Annotated in this window: 22 protein-coding genes; 8 read left to right on the top strand and 14 right to left on the bottom strand. The window is 66.7% G+C overall.

Annotated elements, in window-relative coordinates:
- Window positions 1–8: 8 nt before the first annotated feature.
- From L8M95_RS09530 to L8M95_RS09500, 7 genes are read right to left on the bottom strand one after another with little or no spacing between them, the layout of a single operon-like run.
- Window positions 9–1,055 carry a MaoC family dehydratase N-terminal domain-containing protein gene (locus L8M95_RS09530; protein ID WP_260485910.1) on the bottom strand — a complete coding sequence of 349 codons (1,047 nt, stop codon included), beginning with the start codon at window positions 1,053–1,055 and terminating at the stop codon, window positions 9–11.
- Window positions 1,052–2,236, bottom strand: coding sequence for an acyl-CoA dehydrogenase family protein (locus L8M95_RS09525; RefSeq protein WP_260485909.1), 1,185 nt, complete (start codon window positions 2,234–2,236; stop codon window positions 1,052–1,054). The genes L8M95_RS09530 and L8M95_RS09525 overlap by 4 nt, the downstream gene beginning before the upstream one ends.
- Window positions 2,237–2,290: 54 nt before the next feature.
- On the bottom strand, window positions 2,291–3,088 hold the full coding sequence (locus L8M95_RS09520; protein ID WP_260485908.1) for an enoyl-CoA hydratase/isomerase family protein: 798 nt from the start codon (window positions 3,086–3,088) through the stop codon (window positions 2,291–2,293).
- Between the two features lie 49 nt (window positions 3,089–3,137).
- Window positions 3,138–3,581 (bottom strand): Zn-ribbon domain-containing OB-fold protein, encoded by a 444-nt coding sequence (locus L8M95_RS09515; protein ID WP_260485907.1) that lies wholly within the window; start codon window positions 3,579–3,581, stop codon window positions 3,138–3,140.
- Window positions 3,578–4,753, bottom strand: a complete 1,176-nt coding sequence (locus L8M95_RS09510; protein ID WP_260485906.1) for a thiolase C-terminal domain-containing protein — start codon at window positions 4,751–4,753, stop codon at window positions 3,578–3,580. The genes L8M95_RS09515 and L8M95_RS09510 overlap by 4 nt, the downstream gene beginning before the upstream one ends.
- Window positions 4,750–6,360 carry a class I adenylate-forming enzyme family protein gene (locus L8M95_RS09505; protein ID WP_260485905.1) on the bottom strand — a complete coding sequence of 537 codons (1,611 nt, stop codon included), beginning with the start codon at window positions 6,358–6,360 and terminating at the stop codon, window positions 4,750–4,752. Before L8M95_RS09505 ends, L8M95_RS09510 begins: the two co-directional genes overlap by 4 nt.
- Window positions 6,357–6,749, bottom strand: a complete 393-nt coding sequence (locus L8M95_RS09500) for a VOC family protein (protein ID WP_260485904.1) — start codon at window positions 6,747–6,749, stop codon at window positions 6,357–6,359. The genes L8M95_RS09505 and L8M95_RS09500 overlap by 4 nt, the downstream gene beginning before the upstream one ends.
- On the opposite strand from L8M95_RS09500, the gene L8M95_RS09495 reads away from it, so the two are divergent.
- The 8 genes from L8M95_RS09495 to L8M95_RS09460 all read left to right on the top strand — a co-directional run bounded on the left by L8M95_RS09495 (window position 6,748) and on the right by L8M95_RS09460 (window position 15,823).
- The gene (locus L8M95_RS09495; RefSeq protein ID WP_312027408.1) at window positions 6,748–7,734 is read left to right on the top strand and encodes a class II aldolase/adducin family protein; all 987 of its coding nucleotides are present in this window, start codon (window positions 6,748–6,750) and stop codon (window positions 7,732–7,734) included. The two genes, L8M95_RS09500 and L8M95_RS09495, sit on opposite strands and share 2 nt — an antisense overlap.
- 19 nt (window positions 7,735–7,753) lie before the next feature.
- Window positions 7,754–8,656 carry a VOC family protein gene (locus L8M95_RS09490; RefSeq protein ID WP_260485902.1) on the top strand — a complete coding sequence of 301 codons (903 nt, stop codon included), beginning with the start codon at window positions 7,754–7,756 and terminating at the stop codon, window positions 8,654–8,656.
- A complete protein-coding gene (locus L8M95_RS09485; protein ID WP_260485901.1) occupies window positions 8,653–9,594 on the top strand; it encodes an NAD(P)-dependent oxidoreductase in 942 nt (313 codons plus the stop codon). Before L8M95_RS09490 ends, L8M95_RS09485 begins: the two co-directional genes overlap by 4 nt.
- A gap of 50 nt (window positions 9,595–9,644) precedes the next feature.
- Window positions 9,645–10,841, top strand: a complete 1,197-nt coding sequence (locus tag L8M95_RS09480; protein ID WP_260485900.1) for a cytochrome P450 — start codon at window positions 9,645–9,647, stop codon at window positions 10,839–10,841.
- Window positions 10,842–10,871: 30 nt separating this feature from the next.
- On the top strand, window positions 10,872–12,032 hold the full coding sequence (locus L8M95_RS09475; RefSeq protein ID WP_260485899.1) for an acetyl-CoA C-acetyltransferase: 1,161 nt from the start codon (window positions 10,872–10,874) through the stop codon (window positions 12,030–12,032).
- 10 nt (window positions 12,033–12,042) lie between these two features.
- The gene (locus L8M95_RS09470) at window positions 12,043–12,978 is read left to right on the top strand and encodes an SDR family oxidoreductase (RefSeq protein WP_260485898.1); all 936 of its coding nucleotides are present in this window, start codon (window positions 12,043–12,045) and stop codon (window positions 12,976–12,978) included.
- Window positions 12,979–13,179: 201 nt separating this feature from the next.
- Window positions 13,180–14,841 carry a sulfatase-like hydrolase/transferase gene (locus tag L8M95_RS09465; RefSeq protein WP_260485897.1) on the top strand — a complete coding sequence of 554 codons (1,662 nt, stop codon included), beginning with the start codon at window positions 13,180–13,182 and terminating at the stop codon, window positions 14,839–14,841.
- 169 nt (window positions 14,842–15,010) lie between these two features.
- Window positions 15,011–15,823 (top strand): formylglycine-generating enzyme family protein, encoded by an 813-nt coding sequence (locus tag L8M95_RS09460; protein ID WP_396118622.1) that lies wholly within the window; start codon window positions 15,011–15,013, stop codon window positions 15,821–15,823.
- A gap of 183 nt (window positions 15,824–16,006) precedes the next feature.
- On the opposite strand, the gene L8M95_RS09455 is transcribed toward L8M95_RS09460, so the two are convergent.
- The 7 genes from L8M95_RS09455 to L8M95_RS09425 form a co-directional block, all read right to left on the bottom strand.
- A complete protein-coding gene (locus L8M95_RS09455) occupies window positions 16,007–16,825 on the bottom strand; it encodes an SDR family NAD(P)-dependent oxidoreductase (RefSeq protein ID WP_260485896.1) in 819 nt (272 codons plus the stop codon).
- Window positions 16,826–17,629: 804 nt separating this feature from the next.
- Window positions 17,630–18,322 (bottom strand): lysoplasmalogenase, encoded by a 693-nt coding sequence (locus tag L8M95_RS09450; protein WP_260485895.1) that lies wholly within the window; start codon window positions 18,320–18,322, stop codon window positions 17,630–17,632.
- Window positions 18,323–18,360: 38 nt separating this feature from the next.
- On the bottom strand, window positions 18,361–19,764 hold the full coding sequence (locus L8M95_RS09445) for an MFS transporter (RefSeq protein ID WP_260485894.1): 1,404 nt from the start codon (window positions 19,762–19,764) through the stop codon (window positions 18,361–18,363).
- Window positions 19,761–20,228: a MarR family winged helix-turn-helix transcriptional regulator gene (locus tag L8M95_RS09440; protein ID WP_260485893.1), complete on the bottom strand. Its 468-nt coding sequence runs from the start codon at window positions 20,226–20,228 to the stop codon at window positions 19,761–19,763. Before L8M95_RS09440 ends, L8M95_RS09445 begins: the two co-directional genes overlap by 4 nt.
- 159 nt (window positions 20,229–20,387) lie before the next feature.
- Window positions 20,388–21,713 (bottom strand): lipase family protein, encoded by a 1,326-nt coding sequence (locus L8M95_RS09435; protein WP_260485892.1) that lies wholly within the window; start codon window positions 21,711–21,713, stop codon window positions 20,388–20,390.
- A gap of 173 nt (window positions 21,714–21,886) precedes the next feature.
- On the bottom strand, window positions 21,887–23,227 hold the full coding sequence (locus L8M95_RS09430) for a DUF2254 domain-containing protein (RefSeq protein WP_312027407.1): 1,341 nt from the start codon (window positions 23,225–23,227) through the stop codon (window positions 21,887–21,889).
- A 92-nt stretch (window positions 23,228–23,319) separates the two neighbouring features.
- On the bottom strand, window positions 23,320–23,937 hold the full coding sequence (locus tag L8M95_RS09425) for a TetR/AcrR family transcriptional regulator (protein WP_260485891.1): 618 nt from the start codon (window positions 23,935–23,937) through the stop codon (window positions 23,320–23,322).
- Window positions 23,938–23,948 lie beyond the last annotated feature (11 nt).

The following is a 23,948-nucleotide window of genomic DNA, read 5'->3' as shown; positions in this document are numbered from 1 at the left end:
TGTTCTATCTAGGTGAGGGACGAAGAGGGTGAGTTCGCGAGTGCGCGCCAGCGGTCGGCGGGCAGCGCCCAGGGATCGCGTGAGGTGGTGCTGACGGTTGTCCCGCTTTTCCGGTCTCCGTCGACTACGAGGGTGATTCGCCCCGTCGCGACAGTGGTCTCGCGGACGCGTTCGGTAACAGCAAGCTCGAGGACTCGCCAGCCGTCACTGGTCGTGGTTTCGGCGACGATCCGGCCCCCGACCTTGAGGTTGTCTCCGGGAAATACAGAACGGCGGAGCCGCAGACTCAGGCCTGATGGCCGGGAGCCCGGGGCGATCGTCGTGGCCCACCGTGTGATTAGGGCCAGATGGCCCGGTGTATTGAAGATGATGTCGGGCAGGCCTGCTGCCCGCGCAGCGACGGGATCGTGGTGAAAGCGGGTCCAGTCACCGCTGCCGGCGGCGGCTTTGACGATCCGGCCGGCATCGATCTCGAGGGGTAGTTCGGGAAGCTGGTTCTCAGTCGTTGCAGTATCTCTGTCGCCGGTGGGAGACGATCCCGGTCCGTCAGAGGCACGCGGGAGCGGTGAGTACCCGTGAAAGGACCAGGTCTCGGTCGCGGCCGTTTCTCCATCGGAGTTCGTGTGCTCGACCTGCACCTGCCAGTCCCGGCCCTCGCCCAGGCGGCTGCGTCGCAGTGGTCCGACGTCGGTGATCCGGTGAGTCGCGGTGAGGAGGTCGCCAACACGAACGGGAACGCCGTACGCGTGGGACACCTCGCGGACCACCGCGGTCGGCAGTCCGAGCGCGTCCTTCAAGCGGTGGTGGAGCTCGAGTGCGCGGACCGGAGGCCCGGACGGGGTCCAGGGCGGGGCCTGCGTCCACGTGCCGACCATCGCCGGGGGAGCGAGAGCCCGCTGTTGATCGGACCAGTACATCGGATTGTCGTCGTCGACGGCCGAGCACCACAGGCGGATCGAGTGGGTGTCCACTGGGCCACGTCCGTGCTGGGTGACCCGTTCGGTCAGGAGCGCGGCAATGCTGCGGTCCACCTGGTCGTCGGTGTTGCCGCTCATCCCGGAAGGCCCAGTGCTCGACGGGAGAGGATGTTCTTCTGGATCTCGGACGACCCACCCCCGATGGTCTCCAGCACCGTGAAGCGGTAGGAGTGCTCCCAGAATCCGTCGTCGATCGCATCCGGGTCCTCATGGGTGAGGACACCGGACGGACCGAGATGTTCAAGCATCCAGTCCGCCATCTTCTGATGCAGGCGGGTGAGGGTGAGTTTGCACATCGAGGCCTCGTTAGAGGGCACACCGCCACGGGCCGCTTCGTCGATCACCCGCAACGTGAGCATCCGCGCGACCTCGAGATCAGTGGCCAGGGCGACGATGCCCGCGCGGACCTGCGGGTCCTCGGACATCCTTCGGCCCCGGCGCTCGGTGGTGGTCGCCCATTCCATGATCCGGGCCATCTTCGATTCCAACGCGCCCACGGTGTAGATGGTGAACCGCTCGTAGTCGAGTGCCTCACAGATGTAGGTCCAGCCTGAATTGACCTCGCCGACGACGTTCTCGTCCGGCACGACGACATCGTCGAAGAAGACCTCGTTGGTGCGCTCGTCACCCATCGTCTTCTGCTCAAGGACGGTCAGGCCGGGGTCGGCCATGTCGATGAGGAACAGGGTGATGCCCTTGTGTTTCGGGGCGTCGGGGTCGGTACGGGCCGCGACCCAGTACCACTCGGCGAAGTGTGCCGAGGTGCTGAATCGTTTCTGTCCGTTCAGCGCCCAGCCGCCCTCGACCCGTGTGGCACGGAGCTTGAGTGACGCCAGGTCTGAACCCGAGTCGGGTTCGGAGTAGCCGAGCGCGAAGTCAATGCTCGCGGTCCGGATCTCCGGCAGGAAACGCTTCTGCAGCTGCTCGTCCGCATGCCGTATCAGGGTCTTGCCAATCATGCCGACGCCTTTGCCGATGAGGGGCGCACCCCTCTGTGACAAGCGCTCGTTGAGAATGTACTCGTAGAGGCCTTCGTGTCCGTCGCCGCCGAACTCCTCCGGCCAGGACATCCCCAGCCAACCCTTGTCGGCGAGGCGTCGCATGAACTCCTTGTGCTCGGGCGTGCTCGCCAGTTGGGCGTCCGCCTCGCGTTGCGGAGCGAATACCACGGCCGCGTCGGGGTGGTCCCGCTCCGAGTCCAGGAACGCCACCACCTCGGTATCGAAACGACGCTCGTCGTCAGTGAAAGTGAAGTCCATCGTGTGCGTGCTCCTCGTTGGCGAAGGGGTTGGGTGGGTTTGGCGTGCTGCGCATTACCTGAGCCGCGGTTCTTGGCGGACGCGACCGCGGAAGTCGGATTGGCCCGCGGCGAATGCGTCGGGGTCGTTGCCGGCAGCGAGCAACACGTTGCCCATATCGAGTGCGTCCTGGTAGCCGAGCCGCCGCGCGGCCCACAGTGACCGCACAGTGGTCTGCACCGGAAGGGCTGGTTGCGCGGCGATGGTCTCAGCAGCCCAGCGTGCGGCGTCGGGGAGGGCGTCGGCCGGTACGACCTCCGAGACCAGGCCCGAGCCCTTCGCGGTCGTAGCCGACATGCGCTCGGAGGCTCCGAGCAGCGACATCCGGGTGAGATCTCCGAACGACATCCGACCGATCAGGAGGATCGGCTCGTAGACGGCGGGCATTCCGTAGGTGACGTGCGGATCGAAGAACGTGGCGTGCTCAGCGGCGATGATGAACTCGGATTCACCGAGGAGATACGCGGCCCCGCCGCATGCCATACCGTTGACCGCTGCGATGACCGGCTTCCACAATCCGTTGGACTTCGGCCCGATCTGGGCGCCGAGATCGTCATATGAATACGGATCGAAGCGTCCGGGTTCGTCGTTTAGTTCGGAGCGGTCGATGCCGGAGCAGAATGCCTTGTCGCCGCTTCCCGTGAGGACGACGCACCGCACCGAGTCATCTCGTCGGACTTCTCGCCAGATGGTCTGGAGATCAGCGCGCATACGTGTGCTGAGTGCGTTGTGGGTATCCGGTCGATTCAGGGTCACCCATGCGACCCCGTTGGCGGTGCGATAGTTCAGATCTTCAAGTTCGTGTTGTTCCATCGGTCTCTCCTGTAATCGGGTCGGTGGTGGCTCGTGCCGGCACAGGCGGTCACGGGGTCCCGACGAGCCGGAATCGTGGCAATGTGATCCCCTCGTCAACGAGGTGGTGGAAGAAAACGTCGACCCGGGCGCCGATTGTCACGGCTTCGGCGGGCTCGTCCAGGTCGGAGACCATCCGGATGCCCTCGTCCAGTTCCACTGTCGCCACCACGTAGGGGACCCGGTCCGCCCAGGCGGGGTGGAAGGATTGGTGGGTGACGGTGAAGCTGTGGATGTGACCGGTTCCGCTGACCTCGGTCCACTGCCAGGCATCGCCGGTGCAGTTGGGACATCGGTGGCGGGGATAGTGACGGAACGTGCAACAGGATTCGCACCGTTGGACGACCAGCCGTTCTTCCCGGGCGGCGTCCCAGAATCCGGCGGTCAGAGTGGTCGGGGCAGGGAGAGGTCTGCGCGAGGGGTGGTCAGTTGCCCCTGTAGGTGAGCCGGTCACGAGTCTCCCTTTCTCAGGATGAGGACTGAGCCCTCATGGAAATCGCCTTCGTTCGACACGAGGGCGGTTTCACAGCCGGGGACCTGCCGTTCGGGTTCGACCGTCGCGCGTAGCTGCCGGGTCGCCTCGATGACGTGTCCGAGGCCGGACACGTGTGCCTCGGACAGCAGACCGCCGTGGGTGTTGACCGGGAGGCGGCCACCGAGTCGGATCTCGCCGTCAGCCACGAAGGGCCCGCCCTCGCCGATTGCGCAGAAGCCGAGAGCTTCGAGCGTGGCCACGACGAACCAGGTGAATCCGTCGTAGAGCTGCGCGCAATCGATCTCATCGGGACCGAGGCCGGCCATGGCGAAGGCTCGCCGACCGGCATGTCGCATGCCTTCCATCGAGGTGAGGTCACCCTTCTGGGTGATCGAGGTCGGGGGATTGCCGTGACCTTCCCCGACTCCGCTGATCAGCACCGGGCCCCGGCGGAGGTCTGCGGCACGGTCGGCCGCAGTGATGATGATCGCCGCAGCGCCGTCGGTTTCGAGTGAGCAGTCGAGCAGACGGAATGGGGTCGTGATGAGCCGTGAGGACTGGTGGTCGCTCAGCGTCATAGGACGGTCGCGCATGTAGGCGTGGGGGTTGAGGTTGGCGTGCTGCCGGGTGGTGACGGCGACGTGACCGAACTGCTCGCTGGTCGTGCCGTACTCGTGCATGTGCCGCTGGGCGGCCTGGGCGAACCACTGGGCGGCGACGAGACTCCCATAGGGCTTCTCGAACTCGTTGACCGTGGCCAGAACCGGCACGGCCGGGGTCGTGGAAGTCGAGACCCGGTGTTCGGAATACCCGGATCTGCCGGCGACGACGAGGACGCATGTCGCCACTCCGGTGGAGATCGCCATGCAGGCGCTCTGGATCGCCGAGATGACGCTGGCCCCGCCGGTGCGGATCGTCGAGGTGAAGGCGAGGTCGGTGAGCCCGAGCTCGATGATGAATTCCTCGGCGATGCGTCCGGACATCTCGTTGGGCATCACCGCGTCGACGTCCGCTGCAGTGAGGCCGGCATCATCAAGGGCCGCCAGTGCGGCTTCCAACTGCAGTTCGAGGGTGGAACGGAGGGTGCCCCGCGTGTACTCGGTATGGCCGACCCCCGCGATCGCGCAGCGGTCCCGCAGGGTGGTCGTCACTGGTGCCCCTGCGAGGACACCGCGACCAGACGCTGCCGCAGTTCGTTCTTGAGGACTTTTCCCGCCGGATTCCGGGGGAGGTCGTCCATGAGCTCGAGTCGCTCCGGGAACTTGCGGGTCATCAGGCCGGCTGCGGCACAGTGGTCGGCGAGATCGTCCAGGGTCGGTGCAGCACCGCTCTCGGGCCTGACGACAGCACACACCAGTTCGCCCCGATCAGGGTCGGGCAGCCCGATGACGGCGACATCGTTGACTTTCGGGTGGGAGAACAGAATGCCCTCGACCTCGACGGCGCTGACGTTCTCGCCTTTGCGGATGATGATGTCCTTGAGCCGGCCGGTGATGTGGAGGTAGCCGTCTGTGTCCAGATGTCCCAGGTCGCCGGTGGAGAACCAGCCATCGTCGTCTAGGGCGGAATCCTGCGCTCCGAGGTATCCGCGGAACACAGCTTCGCCACGGATCTGGATCTCGCCTTGGTCGCCCTGCGCAACCGGACCCCCGTCGGCGACGATGCGCACCTCGACCCCGGTCGTCGGTCGCCCCACCGTGGTGGCGAGCCGTTCGTCAGCATCGTTCGGGTGGTTCATCGACACGATGCACGCCTCGGTCATCCCGTACCCGTGTGCACAACCCACCCCGCCGATCTCATCCCGTACCGCGTAGTGCAGTGCCGACGGCATCGGAGCGCCGCCGCCGGTCATGAACCGGAGGTCGGGAAGGATTGACAGTCCATCCTCGCGACGCCGCTGTTCCTTCAGGAACGCCGCGTAGAACACCGGGCCGCCGCCAGCGATGGTCACCTGGTTCCGGCGGAAGGAGGCGGCCGTCTTGGCCGGGTCGAACGCCTCGGTGAGGGCGAGGGAGTACCCGCCGAGAAGTGCTGCCGCGAGGTTGTTCGCTCCCCCGATGTGCGTGATCGGGAAGGCAATCCCGTACCGGTCGCTCTTGCGCAGGCCCTGGGCGCGGCAGAATGCCGCCCCACCGGCCATGATGGATCGGTCGGTGTGCATGACCAATTTCGGTGCGGAGGTAGTCCCGGAGGTGGGAAACAGCCAGGCCACCTCATCGCCCTGGGTTCCGTCGAACTCCGGTAGGATCTTCGGATCCCCGTCCGGAAGGTCGTGGTCGCAGAAGAGGTGTCGCACCTGGAGGCTGCCTTCGCATACGCGTTCCACGATCGGCTGGTAATCAGTCTTGCGCCACAGCGAAGGCAGACACCACAGGCTGGCTCCAGACCGCGCCAGCAGGTCAGAGAGTTCGGCCTCCCGGTAGATCGGCAGCAACGGAAGCTGACGGACTCCGAGGCGGGCGAGAGCACCCATAGTGACCACCGACTCGATCCACGTGGGCAATTGCCACGCCACAGTGTCGCCCGCTGCAACCCCGAGTCCGGCGAATCCGGCTGCGGCACGCAGAGCTGCTTGCCGGAACTGCTCATAGGTGAGGGAGCGGTCGAACTCGTCGACCAGGAAGACGCGATCCGGGTCTGTGTCGGCGCGCAACTCCACAAGTCGCCACAAAGACGCCGGCCCGAGCGGGTTTATCTCGGTCGACTTCGGGCGTCGCACCGTAGTTTCGGCACCGTTGGGGCGGTCGCTTCGGATCATGAGCGATCCTCCATGACCTCGATCGAGTTACCCAGCGGGTCTCGCAGAACGGCGGTGCGCACGCCGGGGCGAAGATCGATCGGGCCAGTCTCAACCACGCCGCCCCGGGGGCTGACCTGCTCGAGCACGGCGTCGAGATCGTCCACCCAGAACGTGAAGAACCGTAGACCGGTGCTCGCCCAGAACGGCTCCCCACGCTCGTCGACCACCCGTGGTGAGGTAGCGGGAATCATGATCTTGACCAGCGGTTCGTTGTATCCGAGACGGTGAACAACACCGCTGGGGAACGAGCGTGGTTCGAGCTCTCTCATCCCGAAGGTATCCCGGTAGAACCCGATGATGTCGTCGTGCTCCGAGACCAACCCGATCTCAGTCCTGTGAACGGTCATGGTGACACCTCTCCTCGTGCGCTTCCGGTCGAGACGCTCGAACAAGCTTCGAGCGAACTGTTGCGCAGATCACAAGGTGGAGATTACGATACGAACCGTCGCGTATGCAATACCGCTCCGTGACCCCCCCAGATCTCAACAACGAGGAGGCTTCATGGTTGAACAATCGGTAGTTCCAGAAAGGGAACGCGAAGCGGTCGCGGAGACCATGTCCCGCATTTCCCCACCAGACTTCACTGATGTAGAGGCTGAGAGGCGGCACCGCAAGGAGCGTCTGGCCGCCGCGTTCCGCATCATCGCGGCCAAGGATCTGACCACCGGCATCAACGGCCACATCACGGTCCGCGACCCGGAACACTCGGACCACTTCTGGGTCAACCCCCTCTCGACGCCGTTCAGTCGGATGCGGGTCTCCGATCTGCTGCTCGTGAATAGCGACGGAGAGGTGGTGGAGGGCGACAGGATGGTCAATGCGGCAGCGTTCGCGATCCACTCCCGGATCCATCACCACAACCCGTCCGTGGTCGCCGCGTGCCACTCCCACACACCATGGGGTCGCCCCTGGTCGGCCACCGGTCGACTCATCGAACCCACCAGCCAGGACGCCTGCGCCTTCTACGAATCGCAGCGGATCATCGAGGGCTTCGAAGGCGTCGTGTTCGACACCGAGGTGGGCGACAAGATCGCCCATGGATTCGCGGACGAGACCACTTCCGCCGGCGGTGTCACCACAGTGATCCACGAGAACCACGGGCACATGACGGTCGGCCAGACGGTCGACGAGGCCGTGTTCTGGTTCCTGCTCTTCGAGCAGATGTGCCAGTCCCAGATGCGGCTCGAGGCCACCGGACTGCCCTACAAGCTGATCGACCCCGAGATGGCCAGGCAGACCAACCGACAGGCCGGAAGCCACTACGCCGGCTGGCTCGGCTTCCAGAGCTACTACACCGAGATCACCCTCGCGCAGCCCGAGCTGCTCGACTAACACGACACAAGGACTCATCATGCAACTTCGTGGCATCGGCTACATCACCGTCAACGTTCCCGACCTCGCGGCCTGGAACACCTTCGCGACCGACGTCGTCGGCGTGCAGCAGGTCACCCCTGCGGGCGCCGACACCGAGCTCTCCTACTTCAAGGCGGACAAGCGGACCTGGCGACTCGCCGCCCGCCAGGCCGAGAAGCCGGGCATCCACAACATCGGTTTCGACGTGGTCGGCCGCGCTGACTTCGACGAGGCGGTCCGTCAGCTCAAGGCAGCTGGGGCCGACCCGGTGCAGGCGACCGCCGAGGAGCTCGCCGCGCGTGGCGTCGCGGACATGGTGTGGTTCACCGATCCCGGCGGCATCCGACTGGAGATCTTCTGGGGCCCGACCGTCGACGGTCCGTTCAGGTCGCCGCAGCATGTTCCCGAGTTCATCACGGAGAACGGCTTCGGCCACGCGGTCCTCATGGTCGAGGACCTGCCCAGCGTCCTGAAGTTCTACACCGAGACGCTCGGTATGCGCACCTCCGACTACATGAACTTCGGACCGGGCATGGCCATCCATTTCCTGCGGTGCACGCCGCGCCACCACAGCATCGCGCTCAGCGCGGTGGGGCCGTTCTCCGGCACCCACCACATCGCGTTCGAGGTCTCGAACGTCGACCTGGTCGGTGAGGCCCTCGAGCGCGCCACCAAGGCCGGCATGCAGGTCACGGCGACGCTGGGCCGACACAAGAACGACCGGATGCTCTCGTTCTACATGAAGAGCCCCGGTGGCTTCGAGGTGGAGATCGGATGCGACCCGGTGCTCGTCGACGAGGAGACGTGGGTCGCCAACGAGTTCGTCGACGGCGACCTGTGGGGACACCACGGATTGACCAGCGAATCGCTGGCGGAGTCGGTGAGCGGGGCCGACTCGTGACGCCCACGACATCGCGCATCCTCAGCCACGTCGGTGAGCTGAGCGGGTTCCACGACCTGCTGGGGGAGGCCGGGGCCGACGTCGACATCGTCCCGGTCCCCCCGGAGGGGCAGGTGGACGTCGACGGCGAGGTCCTGCTGACTCTCGCGCAGGGCACCCCCAACCTTCCGGAGGTGCTCCGCTCCGGAGTCCGGTGGGTACACACGGTCGGCACGGGCATCGACACCTTCCCCATGCAGCATCTCGGCGAGCGCCCGCTCACCGTGAGCCGGGGCGCCACGTCCGTGGCGATCGCCGAGTGGGTGATGGCGCAGATCCTCACCGCCGAGAAGCGGCTCCCGGAGTCGTGGGTCAGCGAACCCCCCGCCCAGTGGGGCGGACCGGAGCTCGGTGGGTTGCAGGGCCGCACCATCGCGATCCTCGGTTTCGGCACGGTGGGGACCGCCCTCGCGACCCGGGCGCTGGCCTTCGACTCGAAGGTCGTCGCGCTCCGACGCAGCGACGCCCCCAGCCCGGTGCCGGGGGTCACGATGGTGCGGTCGATCCCCGAGCTGCTGGCGGACGCCGACCACGTGATCCTCGCCGCGCCGCTCACCGAATCGACCAGGGGCGTCGTCGACTCGGCCTTCCTGTCCGCGATGAAGCCCGGTGCACACCTCATCAACGTGGCGAGGTCAGGTCTGGTCGTGGAGGACGACCTCCGTCGTGCGCTGGACGAGGGGCGTCCCGCGCTCGCCTCGATCGACGTCGCCCCCGTCGAGCCTCTGCCCGCCGGGCACTGGCTCTACACCCACCCGCGCGTTCGATTCAGCCCCCACGCCTCCTGGAGCGGGCTCGGGGTGTGGGAGTCGATTCTCACGTCCTTCGCGGACAACTACCGGCGCTGGGTCGCCGGTGAACCTCTCCACAACGTCGTGGACCCGGTCCACGGTTACTAGACAAGAAGGTCAATCCAATGAGTGCATCGGTGACAACCCCGGATGAGTCTATGACTCCGGTGGAGTACGACCCGTTCGCCCCCGAATCCATGGTCGACCCCCGGCCCATCTACGAGGCCCTGCGCAAGTCGGGCCCCATCCACTACCTGCCCAAGTACGACGCCTGGGCGGTGGCCGGTTTCAACGCGGCGTGGAAGATTGCCCGCGACGCCAAGAACTTCACCACGATGAACCGCGGGATGCCGCCCATCTCGGCGCTGCTGGGGGAGCCGACGATGGTCAACTTCACCGCGATGGACCTGCGCGACCACTCCGCGAGCCGGCGTCTGCTCCAGCCCGCCTACAACTCGAAGGCCGCAGATAGCGACGAGGAGTTCATACGCGCGCTCGCCCGCGAAGTTCTCCTCCCGCTCGTGGAGAACGGCGACGGCACCATGGACGTGTTCAAGGACTACGCCAACCGCGTCGCCGCCAGGTTCGCAGCGCGGAAGGTCGGCATCCCGGACGTCGACGCCGAGCGGATCCGCAAGCGCTCCGAGGAGTTCTTCACCCGCGAGTACGGGCAGGTCGGGACTTCGGAGACCAATGGAGCGGCCGGCGCCGAGGTGTTCGGCTACCTGCAACAGTTGCTCAGCGACGCACGGAAGGACCCGTCGACCGCGACCGGTGACCTCGCGGTGATGCTCGACGCGGAGATCAACGGCCGGAAGCTGACCGATGACGAGATCTTGGGCAACTTGTTCACTCTCGTCGTGACCGGGTCCGAGACCACGGAGACCAGCGTCGCGGCAACGCTGTACTACCTGGCGCAGCACCCCGAGCAGCTGGCGGCCGTGCGCAGTGACTGGAGGCTGCTGCAGAACGCCTTCATGGAGGCCGTCCGATACGACCACCCCACGGACATCATGTGCCGCGAGGTCGCCAACGAGGTCGAGGTGGAAGGGCAGACCCTCAAGCCCGGTCAGCAGGTGATCATGCTGTGGGGATCGGTGAACCGCGACGAGGCCGAGTTCGAGAATGCCCACGTCTTCGACATTCACCGCACCTATCCTCGCCACCTGCTCTTCGGGTTCGGCCAGCACCGCTGCCTAGGCGAGGCCGTGGCGCTGCGACTCGGCACCGTGTTGCTCCAGGAGTTCTTCGACGCTGTCGAGTCCTACGCGGTCGACTGGGACAACTGCGAACGCAAGTACGCCGAGTTCGTGCAGGGCTTCCAGTCGGTTCCCGTCACGTTCACGGTCGCCTGACCCACCCCTCCGGAAGCAAAGAAGGTATCCATGAACGAGGCATACATCATCGACGCGCTCCGCACGCCCGTCACGAAGCGGAACGGCGAGCTCGCCGAGGTCCACTCGGCCGATATGGGAGCGCACGTCCTCAGGGACCTGATCGATCGGGCTGCCATCGATTCATCCCTGGTCGACGACGTCATCTTCGGGTGTCTCGACACCATCGGGTCGCAGGCGTTCAACGTCGCTCGGACCGCCTGGCTGGCCGCAGGGTTGTCAGAGGAGGTCCCGGCGGTGACGATCGATCGTCAGTGCGGTTCCTCGCAGCAGGCGGTTCACTTCGCCGCCCAGGCGATCCTGTCCGGGACAGCTGACCTCGTGGTGGCAGGTGGCGTTCAGAACATGAGCACGGTCCCGATCTCCGCGGCGGCTCACGTCGACCCGTCGTACGGCGAGCCGTTCCTCGGCTCGAAGGGCTGGACCGACAGGTACGGGCACGTGCCGCTCTCGCAGTTCACCGCCTCCGACGAGATCGCTCGCAAGTGGTCGATCACCCGAGATCAGATGGACGAGTTCGCCTACAACAGCCATCGCAAGGCCGTGCAGGCTGCCGAGGAGGGCCGCTTCGAGCGCGAGACCGTTCCGCTCGCAGGAGCGACCGCCGACAGTTGTCCGCGCCCGGGCACCTCACTCGAGAAGCTCGCCGGCCTCAAGCCGGTGGTCGAGCGCACGATGATCACTGCTGGGCATGCGAGCCAGATCTGCGACGGCGCGGCGGGCCTGCTGATCGCCTCAGAAAGCGCAGTACGCGAGCATTCACTCCGTCCCCGGGCTCGTATCCACCACCTGTCGTGCAGGGGGGCCGATCCGATGCTCATCCTCACGGCCCCCATCTCGGCGACCCACCGTGCGCTGGACAAAACCGGCCTGACCGTCGACGACATCGACCTGTTCGAGGCCAACGAGGCCTTCGCTCCGGTCGTCCTGGCGTGGCAGAAGGAACTCGGTATCGACCCGGAGAAGGTGAACGTCAACGGTGGAGCGATCGCACTGGGGCATCCTCTGGGCGCCTCGGGCGCACGGCTGATGACCACGATGCTCCACGAGCTGGAGCGCACCGGCGGCCGGTTCGGTCTACAGACGATGTGTGAGGGCGGCGGCTTGGCCAACGTCACCATCATCGAACGACTTGATTCGCACGAGGAGTGAGCTGATGACTATGACTGATGACAGCACACGACAGACCGGCATGCTGCAGGGGAAAGTCGTCGCCATCACCGGTGCCGGCTCCGGTATCGGACGGGCGCTCGCCCTCCAGTGCGCCCGGCACGGCGCCGCGGTGGTGGTCAACGACTACGGCGTCTCGATCGACGGAAGCGATCCGAGCAGTGAAGTGGCCGACGAGGTCGTCCGCGAGATCCGCGAGGCAGGGGGCCGAGCGGTCTCGGTAGCCGACACGGTCGTGGAGATGGAGGGTGGCCAGCGGATAATCCAGACGGCGGTGGAGGAGTTCGGTCACCTCGACGGAGTCATCTGCGTGGCCGGCATTCTTCGGGAACGAATGCTGTTCAACATGACGGAGGCCGAGTGGGACGGTGTGGTGGACACCCACCTCAAAGGCACCTTCACGGTCTTCCGTGCGGCCACCGCCGTGATGAGGAAGCAAGGGTTCGGGCGCCTGATCGGGTTCACTTCCGGGGCGTTCGCGGGAAGCATCGGCCAAGCCAACTACAGCGCGGCGAAGGGCGGCGTCGTGTCCTTAGTGCGCAGCGCCGCGCTCGGGATGCACAAGTACGGGGTGACAGCTAACGCCATCGCCCCGGTCGCGCAGACCCGGATGTCCGAGGGGATACCTTTTGATATCGCCGAAATCGGTACCGCGGAAGACATCGCCCCGATGGTGATCTACCTCCTCTCCGACGCGGCGCAAGACGTCACCGGACAGGTCTACACCGTCAATGGCCCAAATATCGCGCTGTGGGCTCAGCCCCGCGAAATCCGAACAGCACGTGCCGCCGAAGGGTGGACGCCGGAGTCTGTCGCCGAGCGATTCGACGCCGAAATCGGACAGGACAGGATGCCCATGCTCGACAAGGTGGAAGAGATCGCAGAGGCGGCCGCACGCGCCAAGGCCGCGACTTCGCCGAGCAACTGAACCAACAGGGAAAAAGAGGCAACTCGAATGACCATTCCTCCTGATTCGAACTCGGTCCGCACGGCTCTGGCCGGGCTGTCTTTCGGGGTGACCGCGCTCTTGTCGTCCGCCGTGGTGGGCTACGGGGTTTCATCACCCTCCGCTACGGAAAGCGTGGGCAGCGTGGGAAGCGCGGGTCCGCGTGCCGGACAGCCGAATATCATGATGGTGCTCTTGGACGACCTGGGGTATTCGGACCTGGGGGTATATGGCGGTGAGGTGAGTACTCCGAATATCGACGGTCTCGCTCGCGACGGCGTTCAGCTCACCAATTTCCACACGGCGCCGTTGTGCGCACCGACCCGGGCAGCGTTGATGACGGGACAGGACCCGCATCGCGTGGGCCTCGGTTCCATGGAAGGGGTCGGCCCACCGGGAGTGCCCCTGACCACGCCCGGGTACAAGGGGAGCCTTGAGGGCGAATTCACCGGGATTGCCGAGGTACTCGGTCAGGAAGGGTACGAGACTCTCCAGGTCGGTAAGTGGCACCTGGGATCCGGAGAGGGGCAAACTCCGCAGGATCTGGGGTTCGATCAGAACTTCACGCTGTATGACGCCGGCGCCTCGTACTATCCAGACGGGCACCGCTTGTTCGATCGTCGAGTGGAGCCAGTGGACACGGCGATCTACGAACGCAACGGGGAAGTCGTCGACGCACTGCCAGAGGACTTCTTCGCCACCCGTTCCTACACCGATGAGATGATCGGGATGCTGGACCAGCGCGCGGGATCAGACCGACCCTTCTTCGGATACCTGGCGTACACAGCACCTCATGATCCGCTGCACGTAGAGGACACAGATCTCATCGAGCATTACCTCGAACTCTATGGCGAGGAGTACAACCACGAGGGTCTCCGAACCGAACGCATCCAGCGAATGGCAGAACTCGGACTGATCGATCCCGATGTCTCCACCCGATGGCCCGAGCAGGTGCAAGACTGGGGCGACCTCTCAGAAGACCAACGACGCGACCTGCGGTACAGAATGGCGGTCTACGCGGCCAACATCCACGAGGCCGACCTGGAAGTGGGTCGAGTACTGGACCATCTCCGGGCAACGGGGGAGTACGACAACACGCTCATAGTGCTGGCCAGCGACAACGGCCCGGCGGGCAGTACTCAGGCCATGTACACCGCCGCCGCGACCGACGGCTGGTACGACCACGCCTATCCCCTCCTCGGCGACATGGAATCATACGGGCTCGAAGGCTCATTTCCGTCGCTCGGTCTCCACAACGCCCAGGCATCCTCGGGGCCGTACTTCCACACCAAGAACTCGCTGTTCGAAGGTGGGACGAGGGTTCCGGCGATCATCAAAACTCCAACCGGCCACGGGGCGGGCGGTGACCGAGTAGTCGACACCTTTGCTCACATCACAGACCTCTACCCGACGTTCGCGCACTACGCCGGTGCAGACCTGGGCACTGCTGAGGAGCTGCTAGGGGATTCGGCACAGCCGCTACTCGAGGGCACATCGGAGAGCATCGGACCCGATGATGACCACGGGTCCGAGCACTTCGGGCACCGTGCCTATCGGTCCGGGGACTGGAAACTGATGTTCGTCCCTGAGCCGATGGGTGGCACGGGTCGATGGGCGCTCTACGACCTCAGCGCTGATCCGGGTGAGACGACGGACGTGGCCGCCGACCATCCGGAGATCGCCGCGGAGCTTGCGAGTCAGTGGGACAGGTACGCCGAGGTCAACGGGGTGGTGCCCGTTGACTTTGACCTGGTCAACCAGTACGCGCCATTCACTGCGGCCGTGTGGTACGCGATGGACTGGGCCGACGGGATCGACCATCCCGCGAGTGCCACCTTTGAGTAGGTGTTGCGCTCCCGGTGGGGCGGAGCTGCCGGCCGCCGGGATCGGCAAGAGCCCTGATTCCGGCGGCCTTGAGGTCACCGAATCCGTCAGCTCTGTCTTGCCAGGCAGGGCGGTACGGCGCCCACCAGCAGCCGGGGCGCTAGTTCGAGTTCCCGGCGGGACGCTCTCGATGGGCGACCACCACGGTGTCGGTTATCCAGCCGATGGCGAAACTCCCGTCCATAAAGTGAGACTAGACAGTTTTCGCATGAGTTCCACGACGGTAACCAACCTGGAGTTCGCGGAATTTGTCTACCAGACCGGATATCAGACCACCGCAGAACGACTGGGTGTCTCAGCAGTGTTCTACGCCGCTTTCCAGGGCCAGCCATCCGACATTCTCGGCCGAATCCCGGGGATCCCATGGTGGCTCTCGGTTCGTGGGGCCACTTGGAGAAGTCCGAACGGCCCAGGTTCGAACCTGACCGGTAAAGACGAGCACCCTGTCGTCCACGTGTCCTGGGAAGATGCCAACGCGTTCTGTCAGTGGAGCCAAACCCGCCTGCCCTCGGAAGCAGAATGGGAGTACGCCGCCCGTGGTGGCTTGGAAGGGCGGAACTTTGTCTGGGGCGACAACCTAAAGTCCGACGGGAAGTGGAACTGCAACATTTGGCAGGGCAACTTCCCCCACGACAACACCGCCGAAGACGGGCATCTGACCACTGCCCCGGTAAAGAGCTATCGGCCCAACGGCTACGGCCTATGGCAAATGGCCGGAAACGTGTGGGAATGGTGTCAGGACTGGTTTGATCCCTCGTACTACGCTCGCTCAACCAAAGTGAATCCTAGCGGTCCGCGCGCCGGGAACCGCCGGGTTATACGCGGCGGTTCGTACCTGTGTCACGAGTCGTACTGCAACCGCTACCGAGTATCGGCCCGCAGCTCCAATACCCCCGATTCGACTTCCGGAAACATCGGCTTTCGACTTGCATCGGTCGCGTGACCAGGCACGGTCCAGCTTCCCGTCGACTAGTGAGTGCCTCCCGCAAAAGGCTCTTCGCGAGGCGGTCGCCACACCGACACGGTCAGGCAGGCGGTGCCCAGCGCTGCAGCTCACCGCGGAGGGACGGGGGAGGACGCTGGCAGCATGGTCATCACCGTAGGAAGCCGCGCCCTCCCCTGGTCCTCACCGGTCGACGGACAAGCGCCCCCCATCGATAACGATCTCCGAACCCTGAAAGAATTCGGCGTCATCGTCGAGGAGGAACGACACCGTGGCGCCAATCCCTACTGGATCGCCGAAGTGTCCAACGGGATGGCGGCCCAGTTCGAGATCCTCGAAGCCGGGCGGAAGCTTCGGAAGCTCGTTAAGCAGGATCGGGGTGAGGTGGGTGCCCGGGTGGATTGTGTTGATCCTGATGTTTAGGTCGTGTTCGGAAACGTAGGCGACCGCGGCCTTGGTAAGTCCGATCACCCCCGCTTTCGCTGCAGAGTAGGCGGGTGTCATGGTCTGGCCGACGTATGCCATGACCGAGGATTTGTTGATGACCGACCCCCGCACGCCCTGCTGACCCATGATCCGGACCGCGGACTGCGTACCGAGGAAGACGCCGTCCAAGTCGACTGCCATAACGGATCGCCAGGTATCCAGCGACATCATTAGATCGGCGGTCGGGGCGACCCCGGCGTTATTGACGAGGCAGTGCAGCGATGCGCCGTCCCCATCGAAACCGGCAAGCAAACGGGTCCACGATGCCGGATCGGTTACGTCGAGGTGGGCGGCGCAGGCGAGCTCACCTAGTTCGTCGGCGAGGGTCTCGGCCGCCTCCGCGTTTATGTCCGCGACGGTAACGGTAGCCCCATCGGCCACGAGTCGGCGGACGATGGCCTCCCCGAGGCCGCTTGCCCCACCGGTTACGACCACATTCTTGCCTTGATGTCGGGTGTGCACGCTCTGCTCCTGAAGGTGGGAGAAGGGACTCGGGTTCGAGATCATTTCAGCCATTCGCCTGACTGTTGGTCGGCTGTGAGCCGAACCGGGGCTAGCACTCGTGCCGCCCTTATGTGTCGCTACGTATCGTATCGTATTAATGGGAATGGCGAAGGCAACACGCGAGCAGCGGCTAGGTGCGGAGCGCGTGTCATCGCCGTTCTTCCGCTGCGGCTCGCTAAGAAAAGAGGGAGCGTGGGGCTTGGTGGCCAATTCGGGGAAGCGGGGCCGGCGTCCAACTTGGTCGCCGGCCTTCAGATTTGGCCGGAGCGACCGACCCCTTGGTAGCGGTGAGGGGGCCGCTCGACGTATAGATCTAGAGGACGGAGAAGAGTTGCTAATGCCACAGGCTCGGGCGGCTGATGGGAAAGTACGTTATCCGCTTCTTCGTGGAGCGCGAGCGTGACAGGGTCGGCGGCATCGGGGCGCTCGGGCTGCCGGGTGCGTCTCCGGGGGGTGGCCAGCCTGGCGGTGGTGTGAGCAGGACAAAGGCGGTCGCGGTGGACTGTCGTGGCCGCTGTCTCTTGGTCGGAGCCGTAATTGCGAAACCCGCACTCAGATTGCGGCAAACGCAATAGTCGTAGGTAGAACGCCAGTTCAGGGGTCGTCTGCGTGCCTCCGAAGGGGATGCCTGTCTAACGTCCTCGGGCTGCCCGGGTCTGCTGAGCTGGCGCAGGAAAAGCGCAGTTCAGGGTTGGCCCACGCGGGGGTTCGGGCTGTTACCCGGATCTTCTTTATGTGCGGGGAGAGCCCATAGGGTTCTTTCAGCTTGTCATAAGATAAGTTCTCGGCGGTAGCTCCGAAGCCGCAACCCTCGCGTCAGGTGTGCAGGCGCGCACGCGGGTGCCGCAGCGGCGAGCGGCCGAACGTGCGGTCCGGGGAGCGGGTGAGAAGGATGACCGCCACCAACAGTGCCTGCGCCGCGACGTAGGTGGCCATCACCAGCAGGTCGCGTTCCGGCCAGTCCACGAGGTCGGGCCGGAACGCGCCCAGGGCGATCAACCCGTCGGAGAGCACGAACAGCGCGCCGCCGAGACCGCCGATCCAACCGTGGCCGGCCGCGAGCCAGGCCACCGCGAGCAGGAGCAGCCCGTAGACCACGACGGCCGGGGCGAGCACCCCGGCCTCGGGCACCGTCACCGTCAGTAGGGCTGTAGCCACGGCGATGAGCAGGAGCGTCCACGCGATAGGCGACCGGCCCCGGTCCACGCGGGTGAACGCCACGATCCACAGCACCTGCGCGACCGCGAAGCCGCCGACCATCGCCAGGAACCGCGCGTCTCCGGGCACCGCCTTGGGCAGCGAGTCACCCACCCAGCTCGCGGCCAGCGCCCCGAGGGCCCACGGCCAGGCGGGTCCGCGTTCATCACGGGGGAGCGTCAGCAGTACCAGGGCGAGCGCGGGCATGAGCAGGACCTGGGTCCACGCGGCCGCGATCCCCGCGTCCGCCGCCAGCGCGACCAGGTGAACCAGGCTGACGATCCCCACGGGGATCCAGCTCAACGCGCGCATGCGAGAACGGTATCGCCCGGGGCCGCGGGACGCCGGGGCTACCGGTGAGCTCGTCGTCGTCGACCTGTGACGGCGTGGAGCACCAACGCGAGCATCACCGTCGCGCAGCAGATCACACCCACCCCGAACGCCATGGTGATGCCCTCGTCGGTCGAGTACGCGGAGTCGGAAGGGTGCGCGGCGAGGACGGCGGCCGACAGGGCCGCGCCGACCGCACCACCGACCGTGCGCAGCACCTGGTTGAAGCTCACCGCGCTGCCGAGTTGGTCCACCGCCACGCTGCGGGCGATGAGCGCCGGCATCGCGGCGTAGCCCGACCCGATCCCGGCTCCGAAGAGGAACATGCCGATGGCCAGCGTCCAGAAGTCGCCGTGACGAAGCCACAACAGCACCGACGCCACCGTCATCACGGCCGCGCCGACGGGCAGGAACACCGCCATGTCGTAGCGGCGGGACAGCGCACGGACCGTGCGGTTGGCGATGAGACTGCCCACCGACAGCGGCGCCATCATGAAGCCCGCCCACATCAACGGCACCGCCAGGCCGAAGCCGGTGCCGGCGGGTGCCTGGGCCACGAGGCTGGCGATGGACAGGCCGATGTACATGGCGGTGCCCAGGCCGATCGCGGTGGCGTTGGCCAGCAGGACCTCGGGTCGGCGGACCACGCGCAGATTGACCAGGGGATGCAGGGTGCGGATGCTGTGCACGATCCAGAAGAACAGCGTGTTCAGCGCGACGACCAGGACGACCAGCGCGGTGGCCGACCCCCAGCCCCAGGTCTGGCCCTCGGATATCCACAACAGCAACGCGGCCAGCCCGCCGCCCAAGAGCAGGGCACCGCCCACGTCGAACGGCGTGCGGGGTGCGAGCGGATCGGGGCCGGCGGGGACGAAGCGCCAGACACCGATGGCCGCCGTGGCGACGAACAGCGCCGCGAAGGCGAACGCGGCCCGCAGGTCGAACGCGGCCGCGAGGATGCCGGTGAGCGGATACCCCAGGCCCATGCCCACCGAGACGGTGACCGACAGGGTCGAGATCGTGGGCTGGGATTCGGTGAAGGTGAGGTGTCGACGTGCCAGTGCGATGGTGATGGGCACCGTGCCGTAGAGGAGCCCCTGCATCGCGCGGCCGATGAGGAAGACCGTGAAGTTGGGCGCGACCGTGGCGACGATCGAACCGAGGAAGATGACGCCCAGACTGGTCATCAGCAGCGCGCGGGTGTGGGGGCCGTCGGCGAGGCGGCCCATGATCGGGGTCGCGACCGCGCCGACGAGCAGGTTGGCCGTGAGCATCCACTGCGCCGTGCTCACCGGGATGCCGAACTCCGTGGCCACCGACGGCACGAGCAGCATGCCCAGGGAGCTGACGATGGAGCTGGTCAGGGCAGCGTAGACGAGCGCCTGGACGAACCAGCGGGGTGCCGGTCGACGGTGGGGGGTCATCGGGCGTCCTCCGAGTCGAGGCGGCGCAGGAGGGGGATCACCGCGGCGAGTCGGGCGCGCTCGGCGTCGTCGAGCTGACCGGCGAGCGCGTGGGTCAGCCAGTCCTGGCCCGCGCCGCGTTCGGTGCGGAGCAGCTCGCGCCCGTCTGCGGTGATGGTGACGAGGGTGCGGCGGCCGTCGGCGGGGTCCGGGCTGCGGGAGACGAGTCCGAGATCCTGCAGCTCGCGGACGGCGTTGGCGACGGCCTGGTGGCTGATCCGCTCGAGGCCGGCCAGGTCGGTCGCGGCCAGGGGCCCGCGCTGTTCCAGATGGGACAGGATCCCGACCTTGCCCAGCGACAACGTCCGGTGGGAGTTGAACCGTCGCCACAGGGGGCGCAGTACTTGGCGGAGGTCCTCTGCGAGGTCGGCGATGTCGGGCCGCGGGGCAGCGGTCGGGTCGATGGGCGGGTCGGCGGGTGTCACTCCGGCGAGTCTACAACCTGCTTGCGCAACCTGCTTGCGCAACCGTAGGGGCGGCGGTGGGGGACGTATCGAGAAGACAGTTCCGCACACCTGCCTCTCGGCGAAGGTGTGCGGAACTGTCTTGTCGACGACGGGCCCGGCGTTCCGGAGCCGCTGGCCTCAGTAGGTCCCGCAGTTGCTCGGCGCCGGGACGCCGCCCACGCGGTCGTCCAGGTACCGCAGGGTGCTGTCCAGACCGGTGAGCATGGGCGCGGCGTGGCCGATCACCAGCCCGGGTGCGACGGGAGGCGACGGGTCGATGACCATGTCCACGGTGGCGCCCTGCGCGCACCAGTCGCGACCGAGCTGCTGTGACTGGTGACCGGGGACGACGTCGTCGTTCACCGGCGAGAGGATCCGCACCGGCGTGGTGGGCGCGAGCCGGCCGATCCGCTGACGCTCGAGGAACCCCATGAGCACCGGCTCGGAGCGCACGATGTCACCGGCCGACCGGCCCGAGACCGTGAAGTCGGTGGTGCGCTGTTGGAAGAACTGGACGGCGGTCTCGCCGATGCACTGGTCGGCGGTGGTGGCGAGCATGGCCCGGCCGCGGTCGTTGAAGTACGGGTCGATCAGCGGACCCATCTCCGGGTAGGCGTCCAGCAGGCTGTTGAGCGAGTAGCCGATCACTCCCGCGATCGCGGTGCCGTCCACCTGCTCGAGGGTGGCCAGCAGGTCGGCCGGCGGCGAGCCCGCAGCGGTACCGACCAGATTGACCTCCGGCGCGTACTGCGGGTGCAGTTCGGCGGCCGCGGCCACCGCGCCGCCGCCCTGCGAGTAGCCGGCGAGGACCGTGCGGGCGTCCGGGGCGACATCGGCGCCCGGCACCGACGCCGCGACGCGCGCGAGGTCGAGCACGGCGCGTGCCTGGGACTCGCGGTTGATGTACGAGTGCAGTCCCGGCGTGCCCAGGCCCTCGAAGTCTGTGACCGCGACGGCGTACCCGCGGGCCAGCAGGGCGTAGGCCTGGATGAGTTCGTACCCGAACCCGACGCCGGGCGGGTCCGTGCGGACGGTGGCGAGGTTCTGGAACGTCTTGGACGGCGCGCAGTGGTCGGCCTGGCCCTGGGTCCCCGGCGCGACGACCGCCAACGGGCGTGACCCGGGTCCGGTCCACGGTGCGCGCGGCTGCAGGTAGGTGCCGGTCACGGCGATGGCCTGGCCGCGCGAGCCGACGGAGGTGTACATGATCCGCTGCGCATCCGTGGACAGCGGGCCGGCGCCGTCGGAGATCGGAGCGGCGCCGGGGATCGGCGGGATCGCCCCGGCCAGCGGGAACGGCTCGGTCTTGATGAGCTCACCGGAGGTCGCGGGCAGGGCGGCCGGCGGCTGGTAGAAGGTGGGCGCCGGATCGTTGGACGACCCCTGAGCGCCGGCGGCGGGAGCGGCCAGGGCTCCTCCGGCGACTGCGGTGGCGATGGCGGCGGCGAATGCGGCTGCGCGCATCGCGGTTCGACGAAGTGGCACGGTCCCCCCGGACTGCTGTGGTGCGAGTCACTGACAAACGGAGTGTAATCCGTCCGTGCCCAGCACATGGACACCACCTGGGTAAGTGTTGTGCCAGCCCTTCCGGACTCGAGGCGACGAGGTCTGGTCGAGGAGGACGTGAGTGTGGATCGCTACGGGCTGTGGTCGGCCGGGTCCGTCTCGTCCGAGGCCATCGCCTGCAGTCGCGCCAGGTCCTCCGGATGTAGGCCCGGTTGTTCCGCCACCGCCTCCAGGGTCAACCGCATCTGACGATCGAGAGAGTCGGCGCGGGCGTGACATCCCGCGGCGTCGACGGGGGAGATGAGCATGCGCAGCACCCGGAGCAGTGTCGCCACCACCTCGGGTTGATCGAGGCAACTCTGACGTAGCTGGTCGAAAGCGTGCGCGACGTACTCGTCGGGGTGGAGGTTCCAGGGCTGGACCAGTACGCGTCCCTCGTCGTCGTGTATCGCGAGCGGCGCCGGCGGGCAGGTGAGGACCTTCCGCATCAGGGTGCCCAGGCGCAGGATGATCTCGACTGCAGTGGTGGGATCGTTGACCGCCGGGCTCAGTGCTCGTAGGCCGATGTCGACCAGTTGGCGGATGGCGAAGTCGACGTCCTGGAGCATGGTCCGGGCGGCGGTGACGTCGATTGCCTCGGCGAGCGCGTGCCGCGTGCGCCGCGTCTGGGGCGGGTGCACTGTGAAGAGCGGCTCGCCCTCGTGGATGTAGGCGCCCACCCTCGTCTCCAGTCTCACCGTGGTGCCCGGTGGGACACTGTTCAGCATCTGCTCGGTGTCCACCTGGCTGATCCACCCGCTGCGCCGCGAGCAGACGGCCGTGGCGTCGTCCGGCACGGAGAAGTCTGCGGAATCCGCCCCGTGTAGACCGTCGGGTGTCCGGCTCACCTTGGTGACCACGTCCCGTCCCTCGGCGGAGATGACGCGCGCGAGGTTGCCGACCTGGAGGCCGCGGGCCAGGTGGTCCAGGTGCGCGATGATGCCGACCACGGTGACCAGCGTCAGGACCACCGCCAGCGTCACGGAGATCCGTGGGGCGGGCGCCGTCGCCTCGCCGTTGATGCTGGGGAGGATGAGCACGCAGTAGAAGAACGTGCCGACCAGTAGCCCGATCACGCCCTGGCTGAGGCGGTCGCGGATGAACGAGCGCATCACCCGAGGCGAGAACTGGCTGCTGGCCAGCTGCAAGCTCACGACGGTGAGAGAGAAGACGACGCCGACGGTGGTGATCATGGCGCCGGCGACGGTCGAGACGAGCCACGTCGCGGCGTTGCTGCTCATCGCCAGGGTCAGCGGAACCTCCGCCTCGTCGCCGAGGTCGTTGTCGATCGCGGTGGCGGCAACCGCCAACAGCACGCCACCGAGCATCACCAGGGCGGGCAGGAGGAACAGGCTCTCCCGGAACCGGTACCGGATCCCGGCGACGCGCAGTCTCCACGCCACCCCCTCGCCGCCCATCACCGCGCCACCCACGTGCTCATACCGTCAGAGGGTACGTCGACGACCGGAGAGTGCCGGGCCGGACGGACGGCCCGCGGACCGGTTCGCCTCTCGTCCCGACGGGGTCAGGTGTGCATGCCCACGGCGAACCACCGGGTCGCCTCGTCGACGATGTCGTCGATGCCGGCACCGGTCTCGGACTGGAGCCATGCCGTGACGAGTTCGCCCAGGCCGCCCACCAGCAGCCGCGCGCTGATCTCGTCCCGTGGGGACGGGAGCGCGCGGGGCCCGAACAGGGCCCGGGCCTGGGTCACGACGAGGGCGGCGAAGTCGCGGTAGAGCTCGTGTCGCCGGTGCCGGAGGGCCGGGACCGTGGCCGACTCGATGATCGCCACCCGGCCTTTGCGGGGGTCGTCCGTGAGCAGGGCCGTGAAGGCGGCCAGTGCGGCGTGCGCCTTTGCCGCGGCGTCGCCCTCGGTGTCGGAGAGTGCGGCGAGAACGGCGGCCCGGACCTGGTCGGCGATCTCGTCGACCAGTGAGAGAAGCAGCTGGTCGCGGCCGGTGAAGCTCTCGTAGAAGTAGCGCTCGGTCAGTCCTGCCTCGGCACAGATCGCCGTCATGGTGGTCCGCTCGACACCACGGGTCCCCGCGAGCTCCAGGGCGGCGTCGAGGAGCTGGCGGCGCCGGGCGGCACGGCGTTCCTCTGCGCTGGCGCCTCGGTAGCGGCGTGGGGTCTGAGCCATGTTCCGATCTT

The organism is Dietzia sp. B32 (genome assembly GCF_024732245.1).
Lineage (GTDB): Bacteria > Actinomycetota > Actinomycetes > Mycobacteriales > Mycobacteriaceae > Dietzia.
This window is presented reverse-complemented; position numbering and strand designations above follow the sequence as displayed.

Bases quoted from the DNA above. Each gene is read 5' to 3' on its own strand.
- L8M95_RS09460 (WP_396118622.1), top strand. From the start codon at position 15,011: ATGGGCGACCACCACGGTGTCGGTTATCCAGCCGATGGCGAAACTCCC.
- L8M95_RS09495 (WP_312027408.1), top strand. From the start codon at position 6,748: ATGGTGACACCTCTCCTCGTGCGCTTCCGGTCGAGACGCTCGAACAAG.
- L8M95_RS09480 (WP_260485900.1), top strand. From the start codon at position 9,645: ATGACTCCGGTGGAGTACGACCCGTTCGCCCCCGAATCCATGGTCGAC.
- L8M95_RS09500 (WP_260485904.1), bottom strand. From the start codon at position 6,749: ATGACCGTTCACAGGACTGAGATCGGGTTGGTCTCGGAGCACGACGAC.
- L8M95_RS09525 (WP_260485909.1), bottom strand. From the start codon at position 2,236: ATGGACTTCACTTTCACTGACGACGAGCGTCGTTTCGATACCGAGGTG.
- L8M95_RS09505 (WP_260485905.1), bottom strand. From the start codon at position 6,360: ATGATCCGAAGCGACCGCCCCAACGGTGCCGAAACTACGGTGCGACGC.
- L8M95_RS09490 (WP_260485902.1), top strand. From the start codon at position 7,754: ATGCAACTTCGTGGCATCGGCTACATCACCGTCAACGTTCCCGACCTC.
- L8M95_RS09475 (WP_260485899.1), top strand. From the start codon at position 10,872: ATGAACGAGGCATACATCATCGACGCGCTCCGCACGCCCGTCACGAAG.
- L8M95_RS09425 (WP_260485891.1), bottom strand. From the start codon at position 23,937: ATGGCTCAGACCCCACGCCGCTACCGAGGCGCCAGCGCAGAGGAACGC.
- L8M95_RS09465 (WP_260485897.1), top strand. From the start codon at position 13,180: ATGATGGTGCTCTTGGACGACCTGGGGTATTCGGACCTGGGGGTATAT.
- L8M95_RS09435 (WP_260485892.1), bottom strand. From the start codon at position 21,713: ATGCGCGCAGCCGCATTCGCCGCCGCCATCGCCACCGCAGTCGCCGGA.
- L8M95_RS09530 (WP_260485910.1), bottom strand. From the start codon at position 1,055: ATGAGCGGCAACACCGACGACCAGGTGGACCGCAGCATTGCCGCGCTC.
- L8M95_RS09450 (WP_260485895.1), bottom strand. From the start codon at position 18,322: ATGCGCGCGTTGAGCTGGATCCCCGTGGGGATCGTCAGCCTGGTTCAC.
- L8M95_RS09520 (WP_260485908.1), bottom strand. From the start codon at position 3,088: ATGGAACAACACGAACTTGAAGATCTGAACTATCGCACCGCCAACGGG.
- L8M95_RS09470 (WP_260485898.1), top strand. From the start codon at position 12,043: ATGACTGATGACAGCACACGACAGACCGGCATGCTGCAGGGGAAAGTC.
- L8M95_RS09455 (WP_260485896.1), bottom strand. From the start codon at position 16,825: ATGGCTGAAATGATCTCGAACCCGAGTCCCTTCTCCCACCTTCAGGAG.
- L8M95_RS09445 (WP_260485894.1), bottom strand. From the start codon at position 19,764: ATGACCCCCCACCGTCGACCGGCACCCCGCTGGTTCGTCCAGGCGCTC.